The following is a 19,419-nucleotide window of genomic DNA, read 5'->3' on the forward strand; positions in this document are numbered from 1 at the left end:
TAACAAGGGGAAGATTACACTCCACTTTTATAATACGATTTTGTAATTCCTTTTTTATAATGCGCTTGACGATTCAAAGACACAAAACCTTCATTGGTAAGTTTATTTTGATCATTATAACTCTTGAAATTTAATTTATCATTTTCTCTAAATGCATCAGTTTCTAACAAATCATTATGATATATTTTTAATGTTATAATTTTAGAATTCTCAATCGCATACTCTTTTCTATAACTTTCTCCATAATACAAAACAATATCTCCATTGATTAATTCATTTTTTATTTCAAATTTTCCTTTCTGAGAAGAATTTTCAAGAATATAAAATCCATCTTTAAGCGTTTTTCTTTGGTGAGATTCAAGGTCTTTTACGTAAACATTCTCAAAAAAATCTTCTGAATTTCCAATAGAAAGTTCAATATTATTGATTTTTTCTTGCGCAAAAATCGATGATGAAACCATCAACAACATTAATAAAATTAAATTTCTTGACTCCATAGGTTTTTGGTTTTTATTTTCAATATTATCTCAATGTCAAACTATTCATTCTAACATTTGCTAAATCTTCGACTTTATATAGTTTTCGAATAAAAGCTTCTCTATTTGATTTAATATCATAAAAATCTCTTGGAAAATATTTCTCACGTTGCTCTTCATTATCAATATTGAATTTTTTAGGTAAATTATAAGGAATATTAACTGAAACTGTTTTTACATTTGTTAAATATTTAGTGATATAAAGATCTCTAAATTGATAAATACCTAACCATTTTCCTTTTACTTTATAAGCAATATCAAATTGATATTTGTATTGATAGAATTCTTTCTTTTCTTTATTGAATCCTAAATATAAAATTGAATATTCTACAGATAAAAAATCTGGTTTACCATAATGATCAAATGAAACAAATTCTATTGTATCTTTTTTAATATCATTATTCAACCATTTTATCACTTTTACTTTCGTTACATACATTTCATCCATTAAAATTGGAGCTTTATCAATTAATTGATAATCATTTTTAGTATCTCCTATTTGTAAAGAATAATTGGTTATTTTATCTTTCAAATCATAATGTTCTTTGTAATCTACTTTATTTGATTCTATTACTTTTCCAATAAAAGCATAAATTGAATCCTTTTTTTGAGAAAAAAGAAGAATTGGAAGTATATAAATAACTAAACTAAAAATCGTCTTCATAAATCATTAGATTTTACCTAAATTTACAACAAAGCTTTGTAATTTGACACCAAAAGAAATTCTTTTTAAGTATTGGAATTATCCTTCTTTCAAAACGCCGCAAGAGGAAATCATCTCAAGCATTTTGGAAGGTAAAGATACGTTGGCAATTTTGCCGACTGGTGGCGGAAAATCTATCTGTTATCAAGTTCCAGCGATTATTTTTGATGGATTAACATTGGTCATTTCGCCGCTTATTGCGTTAATGAAAGATCAAGTTCAGAATTTACAATCAAAAGGAATTTCTACGGCATATATCACCAATGAAATTGATCAAAATACAATTGGGAAAATTTTGGACGATTGTCAAAACAACAAAATCAAATTATTATATGTTTCACCAGAGCGTTTGCAAAGTAGAATTTTTGTTGAACGATTGAAACAAATCAATATTAGTTTGCTTGCAGTTGACGAAGCGCATTGTGTTTCCGAATGGGGACATGATTTTCGACCTGCATATCATCGAATTTCGAGGTTAAAAACTATTCTTCCTAAAGTTCCAATCCTAGCGTTGACTGCAACAGCGACAGAAAAAATTCAGCAAGAAATTGTAGAAAAATTAGAGTTAGATAATCCCGAAGTATTTAAATCTTCTTTAAAAAGGGAAAATCTTTCGTACAATGTTTTTCTTTCAGCTGATAAGAAAAATGATTTGATTTATTATTTAAAAAAATATCCTGGTTCGAGTATTATTTTTGTTCGAAATCGAAAATTAACCTATGAAATTGCTAGTTTTTTGAGTCAAAATGGTTTTGATGCCGATTTTTTTCACGCCAAATTAACGAAAGACGAAAAAGAACAAAAGCAGCAAGATTGGATGTTGAGTAATTCGCGAATTATGGTTTCGACAAATGCGTTTGGAATGGGAATCGACAAGCCAAATGTTCGCACCGTTTTTCATATCGATTTACCGCAAGGAATTGAAGCGTATTATCAAGAAGTTGGGCGCGCTGGGCGTGATGAAAAGGAATCGCATGGAATTTATTTGTACAATCCTGATGATCAAATTCAAGCAGAAAATATTTTCAAAGCGAATTTACCTTCGCAACAAGATTTTATCAAAATTGGGAATTGTTTATTTAGTCAATTGCAATTAGCGGAAGGCGAATTAACGGAAATGAATTATCAGTTGGATATTCCAAAATTTGCCGAAAAATTTGGTTTAAATCTTAAAATGGTTCTTCAATTTTTAGAATTTCTCAATACGAAAGAAATCATTCAGCAAAAAAATTATTCACAAAATAGTAGTATTCAAATTTTAGCGTCACCACATTCGATTAATTTGAATGAAAACCGAATTTTTGATTATTTACAACGTCATTATCCTGGAATTTATACTTATAATAGAGAAATTTCGGAAAGTAAAATGGCGTTTGAACTGCACATGAGTATTGGCGACATTAGAAATAGTTTACACGAATATGCAAAAAATGGTTCTATTGATTATTCGGATCGATTTTTAGCGCGATTTAGATTTCTTGTTCCGCGCGATTCTAATGCGTTTAAAAATAAATTGTGGAAAGATTTCGAAGCAATTCAAGTGAATAATTGGAAACGTTTGCAAGCTATGGCTTATTATGCCGAACAAAATACAATTTGTAGAGAACGTTTATTATTTGGATATTTTAATCAAAAATCTGATCAAAATTGTGGTAAATGCGATGTTTGTCAATCCAAAAAACAAAATGAAAACTTTAATTCAACCGATTTAATTGAATATTTGAAAGAAGGTACAAAAACGCAAGCCGAAATCCTTTCAAAATTCATAAATTCGCCAAAAGATAAAATCGTCGAAGAATTGCAATATTTGATAGACGAAATGCGAGTTCAACCAATTGGATTCGATTCTTATAAACTAATAGAATAAAAATGCGAGTAGTCTTTATGGGTACGCCCGAATTTGCGGCGACATCTTTGAATGAAATCAATACAAATAGTCATCACGAAATAGTTGGAGTTGTTACTGTTCCAGATAAACCGTCTGGTAGAGGACAAAAAATGAATATTTCTGATGTCAAAAAATATGCAGTTGAACATAATTTGCCTTTGGCACAACCAGAAAAATTACGCGACGAAGCTTTTATCGAAACATTAAAAAGCTGGAATGCTGATGTTTTTGTTGTTGTAGCTTTTCGTATGTTGCCACAAGTTGTTTGGTCAATTCCGTCCAAAGGAACTTTTAATCTTCATGGATCACTTCTTCCGCAATATCGTGGTGCAGCTCCTATCAATTGGGCTGTGATGAATGGCGATCAAGAAACTGGAGTAACAACTTTCTTAATTGATGAAAAAATTGATACTGGAAATATCTTAATTTCTGATAAAGTAGAAATTGGAGAAAATGATAATGTTGGAAAAATTCATGATGAATTGATGCATATCGGTGCAAAATTAGTTGTGAAAACGTTGGATGGTTTAGAAAATGATTCATTAAAACCGCATCCACAAGACGAAACAATAGAATTGAAACATGCTCCAAAAATCTTTAAAGAAGATTGTAAAATAGATTGGAACGATTCAATTACTGCTATTCACAACAAAATTAGAGGACTTTCTCCTTATCCATGTGCGTGGACAACTTTTGGAAATGGCGAAAATTATAAATCGTTAAAAATATATGCAGGTCTAAAAACGGATATTGTTGTTGATGGAGAAGATTATCAATTAATTTTACAAAAAAATAACCTTTATATCAATCTACCTCAAGGAGTTTACGAAATTTTAGAACTTCAACCGGAAGGAAAGCGTCGTATGACAGCCAAAGATTTCATCAATGGACATCAAAACGAGGATACCTTATTCGTAAAATAAGTACTTATTTACTGATTTTTGACACAGATTTCATAAAATTTTGCATTTTTCTTGAAATTTTTTGCGTTGAAACTTGCACAAATAAAGGGAAAGAGTATATTTGTGTATAAATTAATTTAAAAAGTTACAACTATGAACAAATCAGAACTTATCGATGCGATTGCAGCTGACGCTGGAATTTCTAAAGAAGCTGCTAAAAAAGCCTTAAACTCATTTACAGAAAATGTAACTAAAGCTTTAGCAAAAGGAGACAAAGTTGCTTTAGTAGGATTCGGTACTTTCTCAACTTCTGAGAGAGCTGCAAGAACAGGTATCAACCCACAAACTAAAAAAGAAATTAAAATTGCTGCTAAAACAGTAGCTAAATTTAAAGCTGGATCTGAATTATCAGGAGCAGTTGATACAAAAAAGAAAAAATAATATTTCTGATACAATAAAAAAATCCATTCGTTTGAGTGGATTTTTTTTGCATTGAAATTTAATTCCTCTAAAAAAATCCTTCAAGAATTACTTGAAGGATTTTTACATTTTGTCTATTATTGATTTTAATTATCTTCTGTTAAATCTGTTTTGTATGTTTCTGGAATTGTAAAATAATTCACTAAAATCGCAATAAAGATTAATATCAATGGATAAGCTAATCCAATATAAGGCGACATAGCAGCCGAAACGATAATCGTACTTTTGATTAATTCCGTTACAAAAGTTGTTGCTCCACCAATAAATCCATTTCCCATATTTTGTGCAAATCCCATACTAGTGTATCGAATCTTTGTTGGGAAAATTTCTAACATAAAAGCTCCAAGCGGACCATATGTTGCTGCTCCTGCAATTGAAGTAATTAAACTTACAACTACAATTCCTAAAACTGCTAAATTCGAAATATCATGAACTTCTTTCAATCCTTCAGGATTTCCTAATTTCATGTACAAAAAAAATGATAATGGAATTAAGATAAAACTACAAATCATTCCACCTAACATAACAGGTTTACGACCAATTTTATCACTTAATGCACCAAACCGTTGATAGAAAAATGAACTAAATAATGTAGAACATAAAACAACAATTAAAACTGTTTCGTAAGGTAAGTTAACTGCGCGTTGTAAGAAGAAAAGCGTAACGAATAACGTTGTTTGCATAATTGTACTTTGCGCCGCATTTCCTCCAAAAATAGCCTTTAACATTAACTTTACGTTTCCTGGAGTTGTAAAAGCATCTTTAATTGGAGTTTTAGATGTTTTTCCTTCTTTTTTTAATTGTTCAAAAATTGGACTTTCATGTAAGCGTTGACGAATAAAGTAACTCAAAATCACTAATATTCCACTAAATAAGAATGGAATCCTCCATCCGAAACTTGCAAAAGCCTCTTCTGATAAAAATGATTGTGTTAAGAAAACAACTGTTAAACATAATAATAATCCAATTGGAACAGTTGCTTGAATAAACCCTGTATAAAATCCTCGCTTCTCTGCTGGCGCATGTTCTGCGACATAAATTACCGCACCTGCATATTCTCCACTAATTGCAAGTCCTTGCATAATGCGGCAAAACAATAATAAAACAGGAGCAAACCAACCTACACTATCAAAAGTTGGAATACAACCAATCAAGAATGTAGCTGCTCCCATCATAATTAAAGAAACTAAGAATGAATATTTTCTACCAATACGATCTCCAATACTTCCAAAAATTAATGATCCAATCGGACGGAACATAAATGATGAAACCACTACTGCAAGTGTTTCTAAGAAATGCGACGAACCATCGTTAGGAAATAATTGTGTTGATAATACACTAGCTAAGATGATTGCCAAGAACATATCGTACCATTCGATTAAGGTTCCGACAGATGATGCTAAAATAATTTGGAAAATATTATCCTTCTTCGCTACTGTTTGCGAAGTATCTAAAGTATTTGTACTCATGTTTTTTGTGTAATATTAGAAGTTAAATAATGTTGTCAGTTGAAATCTATTGTTATTTGCTAAATATTTATTTTCGGTTCCCGTACCTTTTATCGTCGCATCTGCCCATTGCGCTGTGCTTCGATCATATTCTAATCTAAATTTTAAGGCTTTGCTTAAGGTAAGATCTAAACGAGGAACTACTTTGTACAAATAATTTACAGTGCGTGTACCTGGAGTTGCCGAAATTGCGCCCCAATTTGTCGTTACACCATAAGATATTGATGCAATTGCTCCTTCTACTGGATTTTTCACACCATTATTTCTAACATAACCTGCAAATAGTCCGAACGAAAATTTACCTGTTGAGTTTTGTTGCAAATCAATCCACATACTATGCGTATTCATTGGTTTATATGTTTCAACAGCCGTCGGACTTGTTTGATATCCTACAATTCCACCAAGTTGTACAAAAGACGACGCATCTTGCATCAAATATCCAGCGAAAGTTACTTGTAAAGGTTTTGTATTTAACTTAGAATAAGCCATAAACGAAACATTTTCAACTCGTTCATTAGACTTAACAGGAGGATTTCCTGAAGATAATTTTGGCTTCAAATTTTCATATTGCGCACCAATTCCGGCAGTAAAAACTTGTGATTTATATTGAAATTGAAGATGAGCCGCTGGCATTCCACTATTTCGAAAGGGCTCTGTATTTGGAGTAAAATCTCGTTGAGAATGTAAAGCAGCAATAACTTTAAATTTGTCTGTGAATTTATGCGTTAAACGAACTTGAGGATTACGATTTAAAGCATAAACAGGCGCACCAGTTCCATAATTTGCAACATTTGGCAAAGCTTCTAACACAACGAAAGGATGCCAATATTGTCCAATCCCTAATTGCGTTTTCTCCCAATCCAACATCACATATGCGTGACGCAAACGAAACTCGTTGATTCCTCCTTCTGTTGCTCCAAAAAATTCTCCCTCTAAAATACCAGAAGTTTTAGCTCCAAGTAATTCTGGACCTTTCAAATTAACACCAGCTCTCGAAACAATCGATAACATGTGAAATTTAGAAGCTGCATTGATATCAGCACCGTTTACATCCGATAAACGATCTTTTGGATAAAGCGGAACCAAAGCCTCTCCTGCTCCAATCATTTGACGCGTATCCATAAAAATATCATTCCTGATAAATCCATAAAACTGCACATCAACTTTGTCTTTGTTTTCTCTTGGTTGTATTAATTCTACTTTTTCTACAACCACACTATCTGTCGTTTTCTGTTGAGCAGAGACATAGCTATAGCTGCAAAATATAGCTAGACAAGCCAATTTTGTTAAATTTTTACTCATTTTTTTTGTGATAATTTGAACGACTAAAATAATCAAAAGAAAAAAACTAACAAATGTTCGTTAATCATTTTTTAATAATTTTTCAAAGCTTTATTAAATTCATCATATGTTTAAATATTTTTTGAGAAATAGATATTTTGAAATAAGTTTTGGAAAGAAATTTTGAGAATTTGGCAATTTAATTAGTGTACGAAATACACTTTACTAGATTTCTTTAGGGAGTATTTTTTTAAAAAATCGAGAGAAGAATAGTTGTTTCAACAAATGAGGAGAAAGTTAGACTTCTCTCGTAGTTTTAGTTTTAAAAATGTATGCAAATTTATTGATTACAGAATTTTCTTCAGTATAATTAACAATAAGCTTATGTTAAATTATAAAAAAAAGAATTTTTCTTAATTATATTTGCTATCCTCTACACTATTTTTAAATTTAATGTAGAATTATTCAGTCAATCATATTAAATAAATTATATTTTTATCAAAATCGGATTACATTGTTCAAATAAAATTTAATTTTTTAAGATTTTTTAAGATTTTTTTTTAGAAAAATCTTAAATGTTGGGGCTATTTTTGCTTTGCAAATTACAGCTATGCAAACAAACATTAAAATACACTCATTAACTCATGTTGATTTGGAAGAATTATCATCTTTATATAATCTTTCTTATCAAAATTATTACGTTTCTATCAACCTTTCGACTGAACAATTTCAGGGAAAATTAAAAATGGAAGATATCAATCTTGATTATTCTATAGGTGCTAGTATTGATGGAAAATTAATTGGCTTTTTACTTTACGGAATTCGAAATTATAACGATGTAAAAACAGCCTATATTGGTGGAACAGGAGTTTCTCCTGAACATCGCGGAAAAAAAATAACACAACAAATGTTAGATTTTAGTTTTCCCAAATTGAAAGAACATCAAGTGAAAAACATATTTTTAGAGGTAAATACTAAAAATGATTTTGCAATTAACGCTTACGAAGCTTGTGGTTTTGAAAAAACAAGAACCTTAAATAGTTACAAAGGAATTCCTATTTTGGTCGTAAATCCGTTACATGAAATTGTAGAATTTAGTGATTTAGATTTGATTACAAGTGAAAACTTTTGGGACATAAAACCTACTTGGAAAAATGATATTCAAAGTGTAAAAAATATCATCGAAGATTGTCAAATAAATGGAATTTATGAAGATGGAATTTTAGTTGCTTATAAAATTATCAACAAAAATAATACACGTATTTATCAATTTGGTGTTCATCACGATTATAGAAATCGTTATTTAGCTTCCATCCTTTTCAGCGATTTGAAAAATAAAGAGATTAAAATGATTAATGTTGACGAAAGAGAAATCTCTACAAATGATTTTATTCAATCGATGGGATTAGAATTGTACGACAAACAATATGAAATGAAAAAAGAATTATAATGAAAAGCCTCTGTTTTAGAGGCTTTTTTTCATTTTATTATCTACTTCAACTCGAAGAAATCTCTTTTTCCTATTTTAATTTTATTTTCGGTTTTTAATAAAAAATCACCAAAAGCATCCATGTTTTTCTCTCCATTAATTTGTACTGCACCGCTTTCTATCAAACGTCTGATTGCATTTCTCGACAAATCTTTCTTTAATTGATGACAAACATCTAATAATGTGATTTTATCATTCTCAAAGTTTAAAGAACTAATTTTAACAACTTCGAAAACTCTATTTTCATCATTTCTTTTCTGAAATTGATTGTTAAAAAATTCTTCTGCTTGTTCAGCTTCATTTACAGAATGGTATTGAATAATAATATTTTTTGCAACTAATTTCTTAATTAACATTGGATTATCTGTTTTTAATCGCTCATTCAAATTCATTTTTTCTTCAATAGAAAAATCCGTTGCCAACGCAATATATTCTTCTAATAAATCATCTGGAATAGACATCGTTTTCCCAAACATTTCATTTGGTTCGTCCGTCAAACCAATAATATTATTCAACGATTTACTCATCTTTTCTTTTCCATCGGTTCCTCTCAAAAGTGGCATACACATTACAATCTGAGCAACTTCTCCATTGCTTTCTTGCAATTGTCGTCCCATTGTACAATTAAATAATTGATCCGTTCCTCCCATTTCGATATCAGCACTTATCTGAACAGTATCGTATGCTTGTAAAATCGGGTAAACCAACTCATGCATTGCAATCGGCGTATTTTCGGTGAAGCGTTTATTAAAATCATTTCGATGCATCAGTTGTGCAACCGTAACTTTTGACAACAACTTAATAACATCCGTAAAAGGTAAATGATCTAACCAGTCTGAATTAAACACAATTTCAGCCTTATCCACATCAATAATTTTTGACAATTGATTAATGTAGGTTTCCGCATTGTTCTGAACTTGTTTTGCATTCAGCGGTTGACGACTTTTATTTTTTCCTGTTGGATCTCCAATCTGAGCTGTAAAACTCCCAACCAAAATAACTATTTGATGTCCCAAATCTTGAAATTCTTTCAATTTCTTCAATACAACGGCGTGACCAAGATGTAAATCTGGTGCGGTAGGATCAAAACCTAATTTGATTCGTAATGGTCTATTTTCTTTTTCAGCTAATTTTAATTTTTCTTCTAATCCATTTTCTGGTAAAAAAATAGCTACATTTTCCTTTAAACTTTTTAAATTTTCCATGATTTTTTTTAAATAAAAAAAGCCCGAGCAAAACTGCTCGGGCTTGTAGATTATGATTAAATTTTTGACATACAAAATTAATACGAAGTATACACATAGTCTACCCGAGCAAATATTGTACGATAATAAGTGCTAAAAAATGGTAAACGTAATATGTGTTGCAAAAACTTCATTCGTTGTGCAAAGGTAAGAATAGTTTTGAGAATAGAAATTTTCGTCCAAAAAATTATCCTAGTCAATAATTCTATAGAAAAATCCTTTATAAAAGTTTTTCGTAATAACTTTGTGTAAATTATTATAGAATGAGCAATAAAACTGCTAAAACAAATGCAGTACGAATTTTAAACACACACAATATTTCGTACGAATTGCGCGAATATGAAGTTGATGAAGAACATATTGATGCTTTGCATGTTGCAAATTCATTGAACGTAAATCCGGAAGGAATTTATAAAACTTTGGTTTTGAAAGGAAATATAGAACCATTTTTAGTTGCCGTAATTCCTGCGAACACACATCTTAATATGAAAAAATTTGCGAAAATTTCTGGTAATAAAAACTGCAAAATGCTTCCGTTGAAAGATTTACTCAATGTTACAGGTTATATTCGTGGCGGTTGCTCACCTATCGGAATGAAAAAGCAATTTCCTACTTACATAGAAGAACTGGCTGTTTTACAAGATCAGATTTGTATCAGTGCAGGAAAAAGAGGTTTACAAATTATTCTAAATCCCGAAGATTTAAAAAATTTGATTGAGGCTAAATTTGAAGATATTACACAATTTGATTCATAATTTATTTACTATTCAGAATGATTTTTTCTAAAATAGTTGGAAATTTTGCTTCATCTTCAAACGTCAAATCTTGATTTGCATACACAATAATTCCATTTTTATCAATCACATAAGTTGCTCTATTATTGTAACCTAAACGATTATAAGAATTATACATCAACGAAATTGCATAATTCTCATCATTCAAATACGTAATATTATTTGTTCGCAAAGCTGATTTCCATAATTCTAACAACGGATTTGTAGAACTAGAAACTGCGTAACTATTTACATTTTGTAACAATGGATTATGATCGATTAATTGAATTTGAGCAGCACAAGTCATTGCTGCTTTCGTATCAATTGACGTAAAATCTGGTAAAATTTGTCCACTAAACGCCGCAGGATAAAACGTTAAAACTTTAAAAGTTGATTTATCATCCAAAAATTTATCTGTCGAATTAGTCTTATAATTCGGTCCATTCAAAATAAAATCTGGTGCTTTATCACCAACCTTCAAGGTTTTATTTTCTGTGATATTTACTTCTATGTTATCGATTTTAAACGTTCTTTTAATCAATCTTTCCAAAGGTTTCAGATGTTCGCCTTGCGCACGATAATCATTATCTCGCATCAAAATTTTATTGTTTTGATCCACTAGAAAAAGAATCGAACTTTCTACTAAAACATTGTTAGAATTTGACGTTGGAATCATACTCGAAATTGAATTTTGCTTAAAAGGTTTCAACCCAATTGCATTATAAATTTTTCCAACTTCATCATAAATTACCTTCGTTCCATCCAACTTATTTTGATTGGTTGTTTCATTAAAAACAAACGTTTGCTGCGGTTCTTTACTCCATTTATTATCTTCATTTACAATATAAATCACATCAATTTTTAGTGGATTTTGAGACGAAAATGCCAAATTCTTCACAAAATAATAGTTCAGCGAAGTTGTCATCATGCTCGCATACGGATTCGTTTTGTATAAACTTGGCGTAAATACAATAATTTTAAAGTTTGAAGATTGATTGATATTTTCAATTTTATTAATCGGAAACTGAGCGCCAACATTCAAATTTTGAGCTTTTGTAAAACAAAAACCACATATAATTAGTACTATCGAATACATTCGTAACATAAAACGTTTATTTTAAATAAACTAATAAAAACTACCACAAGATAACTAAAATTCTACTTTCTCAAAAAAACTATTCATTAAATTCTCATTAGAATTGACGATTAACTTTTGAAATTCTCAAGCTTTTTTTGCAGTAAATCAGTTACCTTTGTGTTGATTTTTAATTTAAAATTTACACAAATGGAATTCAATGTTAGCAATGCTTTGAAACAATTAAATAATGATTATTCAGAAGATAAGGCGTCAGAAATTATCGAAAATCTATTGTATAATTCAACTGATTTTTCTGATGAAGACCATGAAATAATCGATCAATTGGGTGATAAATTTCTACGAATTGCTGCACAAATTTTTGTGGAAGATTTGGCGTATGATTTCAATACTTTGGTGAATTATTGGGAAGCTTTTATTGGACAATTAACAGAAGAACAATCTCAAAGCTTATTGAATTTCGCTATTGAACAAACGGATACAGAATTTGTAGAAGATTTTATTATTGGATACCGAAAATTTTATTCAAATCCCAAAGAAAGTATTACATTTTTCAATAAACTGAATGAAGACGAATTTTACGAAATTAAATTCTTTAAAGCACGTTGTTATGAGGTTTTAGGTGAAAATGAAAAAGCTGTGGAAGCTTATAATAGTTACTTAAATTCTGCACATTTCAAAAAAGAAGAAAATACTGAACAAGCTGCTGTAAACGAGTTTTATATTAGTCATAGTATTGCACCTTTGTTAGTGAGCATGAAAAAATATGATGAAGCCAAAACTTACTTTTATCGTGTTTTAGGAAATATCGATTTCGAAGATTATTTAGCTAATTTTGAAGGTTCTAATCAACAAGAAATCAAAAGTTTCTTAGACGATTATGTAACAACTTTGGAAGAAACTGGAGATAAAACAACTGCTGAAAAAATTTCAAAAAAAATAATGCAATATTTTTCTTAGAATTACAACATTCGGAAATATAGTATTGATTTTTTAGCAAATATTCATAAATAGGTAAATTTAAAATTTTTTTTAACATTAATATAAATCCTATCTATTTGAGTATAAAAAAATATATATTAATTTATTTATCAAATTAAGAAATTCACCTACCTTTGTACTATAAATAATTTATTCATAGTTGTTAAGGATAATGAAGTTGAATTTCTGAAGAAGAATATCCTTAATCAAATAGAGTTTTTTTATAGTATTTTTAGGTTGGTTAGTGGTTCAATGCAAGTTGAACCATTTTTTATTTCTTATAACCATAAGCACAATGTCTGCAACCATTTTGGCAACATTTTCCTTTCTGATAATGGAAAAATTCTGAAAAAACCCAATACCCATTTTCGATATAATAATGTATATGAGGAACAAAATCAGAAGACATTGTTGGATGTGGATATTCTTGATCTAATTCTACAAAATAATTCAGTTTTTCTATACAAGAATTACACAAACATTTGTAATTCGTTTTCTTCAAAAACTCTTTTATTTCATCTTTTATAAGAATTGTAGAACAAGCACAATTCGCAATATCATCTACCTTACACTCCATTGTTTCGTTACAACGCGAACAATTTTCGATCATTTTTATTGGATTATTTATTTCTATTCGTTTTTTAAATTACAAAAATTTTTAAACTTTTCCTAAATCAATTCATTCAAATTCTCTACATCTATGATTAATAAATAGTTATAAATTAATTCTATCTAGACATAAAGTAAATCTGTAATCAATAAGAAGTTTATTCCCAAAACTTTAAGAAATTTGTAAAAGAATAAGTAATAGACATTATTATTCTAATTAGTGTTTTTATAGTAGTTTTGATTGGTTAAAATCCTCGGAAAATTCTTCCGAGGATTTTTTTATTTTCTTAATCTATCAATCAATAAACCAAATCCAAATCCAATAATCGATGGAGCAATCCAACCTAAATCATATTCGAAAAATGGAATTTTATTCAGATTTTCTATAGTCGATTCATCTAACTTTCCTAATAATTTCAATAATCCTAAAATTGCGATGATTGTAGACGCTATTAATGCAAAAATATAAGGTGTTTTGCTTTTAATTGTTTTTCCAAACAACACTATATAAATAACTAACGTGATTGTAATTGGATATACGAAAGCCAAAGGTGGATATGCAAAATTAATAATTTCGTCTACACCTTTTATTGATAAACCAAACGATATTACTGTACATAAAATCACTAAAGCAGTATAACTTACTTTTCCATTTGTTAAACGTCCAAAAAATGTACCTACCGCAGATGTTAATGCGATTGAAGTTGTAAGACAAGCAAACGCCATACATAACGCAATTGCAATTAACCCATACTGTCCTAATGTATTTCGAGAGATTTCTATTAATAATTCTGCACGAGAAATTTCTGGATTTGTAATTCCAGAAGTAGCACCTAAATAAATCAATCCACCATATACAAATAACAAACAAGTTGTAGACAATAAACCTGATATAATTACAATTTGAGATTTACTTTTTGTATCAATATACCCTTTATCTCGTGCTGCTGAAATAATAATTCCAGCAAAAATAACAGAAGCCAAAACGTCTAATGTTTGATAACCTTCTATAAAACCTTTCGAAAAAGATTGCATCATCGTTAAGTCTGAAGGTAAGAAATCAGCGGTTGGGTATATAATTCCAATGACTATTAATAAGGTCAATAAAATCAATAATACTGGTGTTAAATAATTTCCAATAACGTCTACCACTTTTGAGGGACGAATCGCTAAAATAAGTGTTACTGCAAAAAATAGTAACGATCCCCACATCGGATCCAATGTTGGAAAAAATGGTTTTAATCCCACTTCGAATGTTGTTGCGGCAGTACGAGGAATCGCAATTAACGGTCCGATACAAATCATAATAATTGTACCTAAAATAGCCGCCAAATGTTTGTTCACACGATGCCCTAAATCATTAAAATTATCACCCGAAAAAACAACAGATAAAATACCAGTAAATGGCAATAAAATACCAGTTAACCCAAATGCAATCATCGCGACGAAATAATTTGAGCCCACTTCTAATCCTATCAAAGGAGGTAAAAGAAGGTTTCCTGCACCAAAAAACATCGCAAACAACGCAAATCCAAGTGTTAATACATTGGTTAACTTTTTACTTTTCATATATTTAATAATTCTATCTGTTTTAAAAAACGGTTCGCAAATTACTACAATTGCATTTTCAAGCCTTAAACTTAGTAGAATTATTCGATAATCACACAGCTAATTTATAAATTTGACAGATTTGAATAACAATTTTTATATTTATCAAAATTTAAACTTTATATATTATGAATGTTTTAATCATCTATATCATCAAATCTCAACTCATTTGAAATTTTATAAATAGTAATCTTTCGTTTTGTAAATGGATTTATAAATTTAACGCCATCTTTTGTCGATTTTCTGATCATAAAAAAGAAACCTCCAATACATGCAACCATTAAAGTTACAATTCCTAAAATGAATAATTTAATTTCTAAATTTTTCATTAAATGAGGTGTCTATATTCCTCTATAATTTACTTGAAGTTCGTCTTGTAGAATCAAAACATAAGCTATAAATGCAGAAATCATTTCCACTACCTAAACCCAAACATTAATTCATCCACTAATACTTATGTTTTTGGAGGTGCGTTATATCATTGATTTGATTTCCTTTAAACTTTCTAACTGATTATTTATGCTCATATTAAAAAGTGTTTTTAATTCAAAGTTGATATAAGAAATGATTCTGAAAAATGTTTTTTCAAAAAAATCCAATTTCATTTAGAAATTGGATTTTATAAATATGATTAATCAATTTTTAAGGATTTGTAGACCATAAAGATGCTGATGCCAACATTGCGCGCTTATCTAATTTTAATAAATCGACAATTAATTGAGCAAAATCTTCTGGTTGAAGCACTTTTTCTGGATTTCCGTCAGTGATTTTTAATACATCTTTTGACATTTCAGATGCAATTGTACTTGGAGTTAAGGTCGTTACACGAATGTTTTTCTTTCTTAATTCGAACATCAACGATTCTGATAAACCTATCAATCCCGCTTTTGATGCTGAATAAGCAGAAGTAACTGCGTTTCCTTTTAATCCTGCTGTTGAAGATACATTGATAATATCACCACTTCCTAACTCTACCATCGAAGGAATTACTGCTTTAGAAACATAATATGGTCCAAATAAATTCGTACGCACAATCTCTTCCCAATCATTTTCTGGCATTTCCAAAAAACTTCCGAAAGCCGCAATACCGGCATTATTAATCAAAATATCAAACGCTCCAAAACTCTCAATTAATCGTTCAAGTTGCATTTTCACTTCAACTTTTTCGACTACATTAAAAATCGAATAATCCGCTTTTACTCCAAAACTTTTGATCTCTTCTACAGTTTCTTCTAATGTCTTTGTATTTCGTCCTGTCACAGCTACATTAACACCTTCTTTAGCCAATGCCAAAGCAACAGCTTTTCCTAAACCTCTACTACCTCCTGTGACTAAAGCATTTTTCCCTTTTAAATCTTGCATAATTATTTTATAATTAAAATTTTACAATTTATTTTTTTGAAGATTTTTTATGATTTTGAAGTACAAAGATAAACAACACAGATTTCTAAAAAAATATTTTTTATCTACTTAATTATAAGTATTTTTACTACTTAATCACATACTGAATGGATAAATATTTATTTTTTACTCTACTCCTTATCAACGTTCTCTCTTTTTTTTTATTTAAAATAGATAAAAAAAACTCAATTATTGGTAAAAGACGTGTATCTGAATTAGCACTTTGTTTTGTGACTTTGATTGGTGGAACAATTGGTTCTCTTATGTCAATGCAGATTTATCGTCATAAAACAAGAAAAAAGTCTTTTATTTTTAAAATAGTAATGATTATAGCAATACAATGTAGTTTATTATTTTTTTTAGTTGATCGAATTTAATTGTTCTAAAATTTAAATCTACGACCGTCTTTTTTCTCAGCTTGTTGTTTCTTTTGATTCAGTCTTTTTTGTTGAGAAGCTTTAGTAGGTTTAGTCTTTTTTCTAAACTTTGGAATAATCAATGCTTTTTCAACTAATTCTAACATTTTCTTTGTTGCAGATTCTTTATTGTCCAATTGAGAGCGAGATTCTTGCGAATTGATTTGTAAAAATCCTTCTGAATTAATCTTATTTTTTAGCTTTTCTGTGATTAATGCTTTTTCTTCATCAGAAAAAAATTGGGAATCTTCAACGTTCCATTTTGCTAAAACCATCGTTTCAACCTTGTTTACATTTTGCCCTCCTGCACCGCTACTTCTCGCTGTTTTATATGTTATTTCAGAAGAAAAATCTTTCATCACTTATTATTTTTATTGAATAAAATATGAGAAATCAAACAGATTAAAGTAAAAAAAACGCCAACAGCAACCACTCCATTCCATTGAAATTTATCCCACGCATTTGCTGCAATAAATGTTCCTAAAGATCCACCGATAAAATAGCTTGTCATGTAAACCGTATTCACTCGATTTCCTGCTTTGGCATCTAATCCAAAAATAATGGTTTGATTAGAAACATGCATTGCTTGTAAACCTAAATCGATCAAAATTACACCAACAATTAATCCCCAATATGTATAACCAAATTCATAGAAAAATCCCCAAGAAATTAGCATAGTAATGATGGAATAAAAGATAATTTTTGATGTTGACAGAACTTTTGAAACTCTACCAACTAATGCAGCAGCTAATGCTCCTACTGCTCCAATTAATCCAAAAGCACCAGCAACATCGCTTCCGACAAAAAATGGTGCTTCTTCTAAGTGAAAAACCAATGTTGTCCAAAATGCACTAAATGCTGCAAAACCTGTAGCTCCTCGAAAAGAAGCTAATCTTAATTGCGGTTGATTTTTTACTAAATCGACAATCGATTTCATCAAATTACCATAAGTTCCTTTGAAATTTGGTTGTATTTCTGGTAAAAATATATAGATAAAAATCCATAGAACAAACATTAAAATTGCGCCTATCATATAAACTTCTCGCCATCCTAAATATTCACCAATAAAGCCACTAAAAACGCGAGAAAGTAGAATACCAACAAGCAAACCACTCATAACCATTCCGACAGCTTGCGCTTTTTTTTGAGGTTCAGCTAATTCAGCCGCCATTGGCACAAAAACTTGCGGAATAACTGAGGTGAAACCGATTAGAAAACTTAATGGAAAAAGCCAACTTACAGATGGTGCAAAATACATTCCCAAAAGAGCTACTATTATAAAAACAAAATCGATTAAGATCATTCGTTTTCGTTTCAGTAAATCTCCTAAAGGAATAATAAACAACAATCCACAAGCGTATCCAATTTGTGTTAACATTGCAATATTAGAAACTTTACTTTCGGAAACATTAAAATCTTTAGCGATTAATGACAATAATGGCTGATTGTAATAATTATTTGCCACAACCAAACCGCTCCCAATAATCATTATCCATAAAATGATTGGAGTTAATTTGGGTTTCATTTGTAAATTTTCCATTCTAATATTCACTTGCTTCAGTCAAAAGTTTAACATCATCATGAGATAATTGCACATTTACAGCTTCTACAAAAGCATCAAGATGTTGTTCCTTAGTTGCACTCGCAATGGGAGCTACAACAGTTTTCTGATCCATTAACCAAGCCAATGCAACTGCCGAATAAGAAATATTATATCGTGTAGAAATAGTTTGTAAAGCGTCCAAAATTTTGAATCCTCTTTCATTCAAATACTTTTTGATTCCATTACCGCGCAAACTTTGTTGTAAATCTTCTTCAGTTTTATATTTACCTGATAAAAAACCACTCGCTAAACTGTAATAAGGGATAACAGCTAAATTATATTTCTCTGCAACAGGTTGCAAAAATTCTTCAAAATGCTGACGATCATATAAATTATATTCAGGTTGCAAGGTTTTGTATTGCGGTAAATTATAAAGTTCTGATTTATCCAACGATTCAGTCAATCGCTCCGAAGAAAAATTAGAAGCTCCTATAAATCTCACTTTTCCTTCTTTTATCAATTGATTATAAGCGGATAAAGTTTCTTCTACAGGTGTATTTACATCATCATAATGAGTTTGATATAAGTCAATATAATCTGTTTGTAAACGGATAAGTGATTCTTCTACTTCTTTTAAGATATGAACTTTTGTAGTATTTGGCTTATCTTGAATCATATTTCGTCCACCAACTTTCGTTGCCAAAACGATTTTATCTCTCACTCCTCTCGATTTTAACCAATTTCCGATTATTCGTTCAGACTCTGTTCCAACATTACCTTTCACCCAATACGAATAGTTATTCGCAGTGTCTATCGCATTAAATCCTCTGTCCAAAAATCCATCTAAAATTCGAAAAGATTCTTCTTCATTCAATGTCCAACCAAAAACATTTCCTCCGAAAAAAATTGGTTTTATCTCTAAATCTGTATTTCCTAATTGTGGATCAGGGACAAAAGTTGG

20 protein-coding genes are annotated in these 19,419 nt (G+C 30.0%); 7 read left to right on the forward strand and 13 right to left on the reverse strand.

The window, feature by feature from the left end; translation table 11 throughout:
* Nucleotides 1-14: 14 nt before the first annotated feature.
* The gene (locus B3R94_RS13870) at nt 15-497 is read right to left on the reverse strand and encodes a hypothetical protein (RefSeq protein ID WP_291101548.1); all 483 of its coding nucleotides are present in this window, start codon (nt 495-497) and stop codon (nt 15-17) included.
* Nucleotides 498-522: 25 nt separating this feature from the next.
* Nucleotides 523-1,200, reverse strand: coding sequence for a hypothetical protein (locus B3R94_RS13875; RefSeq protein WP_291101551.1), 678 nt, complete (start codon nt 1,198-1,200; stop codon nt 523-525).
* A gap of 43 nt (nt 1,201-1,243) precedes the next feature.
* Here B3R94_RS13875 and B3R94_RS13880 point away from each other — a divergent pair, with 43 nt between their 5' ends.
* The 3 genes from B3R94_RS13880 to B3R94_RS13890 all read left to right on the forward strand — a co-directional run bounded on the left by B3R94_RS13880 (nt 1,244) and on the right by B3R94_RS13890 (nt 4,470).
* A complete protein-coding gene (locus B3R94_RS13880; RefSeq protein WP_291101554.1) occupies nt 1,244-3,106 on the forward strand; it encodes a RecQ family ATP-dependent DNA helicase in 1,863 nt (620 codons plus the stop codon).
* 2 nt (nt 3,107-3,108) lie between these two features.
* A complete protein-coding gene (gene fmt, locus B3R94_RS13885) occupies nt 3,109-4,050 on the forward strand; it encodes a methionyl-tRNA formyltransferase (protein WP_260392459.1) in 942 nt (313 codons plus the stop codon).
* A gap of 132 nt (nt 4,051-4,182) precedes the next feature.
* Nucleotides 4,183-4,470 carry an HU family DNA-binding protein gene (locus tag B3R94_RS13890; RefSeq protein WP_019975917.1) on the forward strand — a complete coding sequence of 96 codons (288 nt, stop codon included), beginning with the start codon at nt 4,183-4,185 and terminating at the stop codon, nt 4,468-4,470.
* A 125-nt stretch (nt 4,471-4,595) separates the two neighbouring features.
* On the opposite strand, the gene B3R94_RS13895 is transcribed toward B3R94_RS13890, so the two are convergent.
* Together B3R94_RS13895 and B3R94_RS13900 are read right to left on the reverse strand one after the other, a co-directional pair.
* The gene (locus tag B3R94_RS13895) at nt 4,596-5,978 is read right to left on the reverse strand and encodes an MFS transporter (RefSeq protein WP_291101557.1); all 1,383 of its coding nucleotides are present in this window, start codon (nt 5,976-5,978) and stop codon (nt 4,596-4,598) included.
* A 15-nt stretch (nt 5,979-5,993) separates the two neighbouring features.
* The gene (locus tag B3R94_RS13900; RefSeq protein WP_125349837.1) at nt 5,994-7,319 is read right to left on the reverse strand and encodes a DcaP family trimeric outer membrane transporter; all 1,326 of its coding nucleotides are present in this window, start codon (nt 7,317-7,319) and stop codon (nt 5,994-5,996) included.
* 589 nt (nt 7,320-7,908) lie between these two features.
* Between B3R94_RS13900 and B3R94_RS13905 the strand changes: the two genes are divergently transcribed.
* The gene (locus B3R94_RS13905) at nt 7,909-8,748 is read left to right on the forward strand and encodes a GNAT family N-acetyltransferase (RefSeq protein WP_291101560.1); all 840 of its coding nucleotides are present in this window, start codon (nt 7,909-7,911) and stop codon (nt 8,746-8,748) included.
* A 41-nt stretch (nt 8,749-8,789) separates the two neighbouring features.
* Here the strand turns inward: B3R94_RS13905 and tyrS are convergent, their stop codons facing one another.
* Nucleotides 8,790-9,992, reverse strand: coding sequence for a tyrosine--tRNA ligase (gene tyrS / locus B3R94_RS13910; protein ID WP_291061629.1), 1,203 nt, complete (start codon nt 9,990-9,992; stop codon nt 8,790-8,792).
* Nucleotides 9,993-10,294: 302 nt separating this feature from the next.
* Here tyrS and ybaK point away from each other — a divergent pair, with 302 nt between their 5' ends.
* Entirely contained in the window at nt 10,295-10,786 is a 492-nt protein-coding gene (gene ybaK / locus B3R94_RS13915) for a Cys-tRNA(Pro) deacylase (RefSeq protein ID WP_291101562.1), read from the forward strand.
* A 1-nt stretch (nt 10,787) separates the two neighbouring features.
* Here ybaK and B3R94_RS13920 read toward each other — a convergent pair whose 3' ends face one another.
* A complete protein-coding gene (locus B3R94_RS13920) occupies nt 10,788-11,900 on the reverse strand; it encodes a redoxin family protein (RefSeq protein ID WP_291101564.1) in 1,113 nt (370 codons plus the stop codon).
* Between the two features lie 189 nt (nt 11,901-12,089).
* Between B3R94_RS13920 and B3R94_RS13925 the strand changes: the two genes are divergently transcribed.
* Nucleotides 12,090-12,860 (forward strand): hypothetical protein, encoded by a 771-nt coding sequence (locus B3R94_RS13925; protein ID WP_291101567.1) that lies wholly within the window; start codon nt 12,090-12,092, stop codon nt 12,858-12,860.
* A gap of 292 nt (nt 12,861-13,152) precedes the next feature.
* Here B3R94_RS13925 and B3R94_RS13930 read toward each other — a convergent pair whose 3' ends face one another.
* From B3R94_RS13930 to B3R94_RS13945, 4 genes are all read right to left on the reverse strand, one after another.
* Nucleotides 13,153-13,491 carry a cysteine-rich CWC family protein gene (locus B3R94_RS13930; protein ID WP_291061621.1) on the reverse strand — a complete coding sequence of 113 codons (339 nt, stop codon included), beginning with the start codon at nt 13,489-13,491 and terminating at the stop codon, nt 13,153-13,155.
* A gap of 278 nt (nt 13,492-13,769) precedes the next feature.
* Entirely contained in the window at nt 13,770-15,059 is a 1,290-nt protein-coding gene (gene brnQ / locus B3R94_RS13935; protein WP_291101570.1) for a branched-chain amino acid transport system II carrier protein, read from the reverse strand.
* 176 nt (nt 15,060-15,235) lie between these two features.
* Entirely contained in the window at nt 15,236-15,427 is a 192-nt protein-coding gene (locus tag B3R94_RS13940; protein WP_291101573.1) for a hypothetical protein, read from the reverse strand.
* A gap of 313 nt (nt 15,428-15,740) precedes the next feature.
* Nucleotides 15,741-16,460 carry a 3-ketoacyl-ACP reductase gene (locus B3R94_RS13945; protein ID WP_038331245.1) on the reverse strand — a complete coding sequence of 240 codons (720 nt, stop codon included), beginning with the start codon at nt 16,458-16,460 and terminating at the stop codon, nt 15,741-15,743.
* A 146-nt stretch (nt 16,461-16,606) separates the two neighbouring features.
* Between B3R94_RS13945 and B3R94_RS13950 the strand changes: the two genes are divergently transcribed.
* Complete coding sequence (locus tag B3R94_RS13950) at nt 16,607-16,876, forward strand: DUF1294 domain-containing protein (protein WP_125349280.1); 270 nt, start codon at nt 16,607-16,609, stop codon at nt 16,874-16,876.
* A 5-nt stretch (nt 16,877-16,881) separates the two neighbouring features.
* Here the strand turns inward: B3R94_RS13950 and arfB are convergent, their stop codons facing one another.
* The 3 genes from arfB to B3R94_RS13965 all read right to left on the reverse strand — a co-directional run.
* Complete coding sequence (gene arfB, locus B3R94_RS13955) at nt 16,882-17,274, reverse strand: alternative ribosome rescue aminoacyl-tRNA hydrolase ArfB (protein WP_221856281.1); 393 nt, start codon at nt 17,272-17,274, stop codon at nt 16,882-16,884.
* Entirely contained in the window at nt 17,274-18,455 is a 1,182-nt protein-coding gene (locus tag B3R94_RS13960) for an MFS transporter (RefSeq protein WP_125349278.1), read from the reverse strand. Before B3R94_RS13960 ends, arfB begins: the two co-directional genes overlap by 1 nt.
* A 1-nt stretch (nt 18,456) precedes the next feature.
* Nucleotides 18,457-19,419: aldo/keto reductase (locus B3R94_RS13965; protein ID WP_414647263.1), on the reverse strand; the 963-nt coding region annotated here is incomplete at its 5' end.

The sequence above is a fragment of the Empedobacter sp. UBA7611 genome, assembly GCF_002484365.1.
Lineage (GTDB): Bacteria > Bacteroidota > Bacteroidia > Flavobacteriales > Weeksellaceae > Empedobacter > Empedobacter falsenii_B.

Coding starts and splice junctions, on each gene's coding strand:
- B3R94_RS13870 (WP_291101548.1), bottom strand. CDS start 497: ATGGAGTCAAGAAATTTAATTTTATTAATGTTGTTGATGGTTTCATCA.
- B3R94_RS13875 (WP_291101551.1), bottom strand. CDS start 1,200: ATGAAGACGATTTTTAGTTTAGTTATTTATATACTTCCAATTCTTCTT.
- fmt (WP_260392459.1), top strand. CDS start 3,109: ATGCGAGTAGTCTTTATGGGTACGCCCGAATTTGCGGCGACATCTTTG.
- B3R94_RS13890 (WP_019975917.1), top strand. CDS start 4,183: ATGAACAAATCAGAACTTATCGATGCGATTGCAGCTGACGCTGGAATT.
- B3R94_RS13895 (WP_291101557.1), bottom strand. CDS start 5,978: ATGAGTACAAATACTTTAGATACTTCGCAAACAGTAGCGAAGAAGGAT.
- B3R94_RS13900 (WP_125349837.1), bottom strand. CDS start 7,319: ATGAGTAAAAATTTAACAAAATTGGCTTGTCTAGCTATATTTTGCAGC.
- B3R94_RS13905 (WP_291101560.1), top strand. CDS start 7,909: ATGCAAACAAACATTAAAATACACTCATTAACTCATGTTGATTTGGAA.
- tyrS (WP_291061629.1), bottom strand. CDS start 9,992: ATGGAAAATTTAAAAAGTTTAAAGGAAAATGTAGCTATTTTTTTACCA.
- ybaK (WP_291101562.1), top strand. CDS start 10,295: ATGAGCAATAAAACTGCTAAAACAAATGCAGTACGAATTTTAAACACA.
- B3R94_RS13920 (WP_291101564.1), bottom strand. CDS start 11,900: ATGTATTCGATAGTACTAATTATATGTGGTTTTTGTTTTACAAAAGCT.
- B3R94_RS13925 (WP_291101567.1), top strand. CDS start 12,090: ATGGAATTCAATGTTAGCAATGCTTTGAAACAATTAAATAATGATTAT.
- B3R94_RS13930 (WP_291061621.1), bottom strand. CDS start 13,491: ATGATCGAAAATTGTTCGCGTTGTAACGAAACAATGGAGTGTAAGGTA.
- brnQ (WP_291101570.1), bottom strand. CDS start 15,059: ATGAAAAGTAAAAAGTTAACCAATGTATTAACACTTGGATTTGCGTTG.
- B3R94_RS13940 (WP_291101573.1), bottom strand. CDS start 15,427: ATGAAAAATTTAGAAATTAAATTATTCATTTTAGGAATTGTAACTTTA.
- B3R94_RS13945 (WP_038331245.1), bottom strand. CDS start 16,460: ATGCAAGATTTAAAAGGGAAAAATGCTTTAGTCACAGGAGGTAGTAGA.
- B3R94_RS13950 (WP_125349280.1), top strand. CDS start 16,607: ATGGATAAATATTTATTTTTTACTCTACTCCTTATCAACGTTCTCTCT.
- arfB (WP_221856281.1), bottom strand. CDS start 17,274: ATGAAAGATTTTTCTTCTGAAATAACATATAAAACAGCGAGAAGTAGC.
- B3R94_RS13960 (WP_125349278.1), bottom strand. CDS start 18,455: ATGGAAAATTTACAAATGAAACCCAAATTAACTCCAATCATTTTATGG.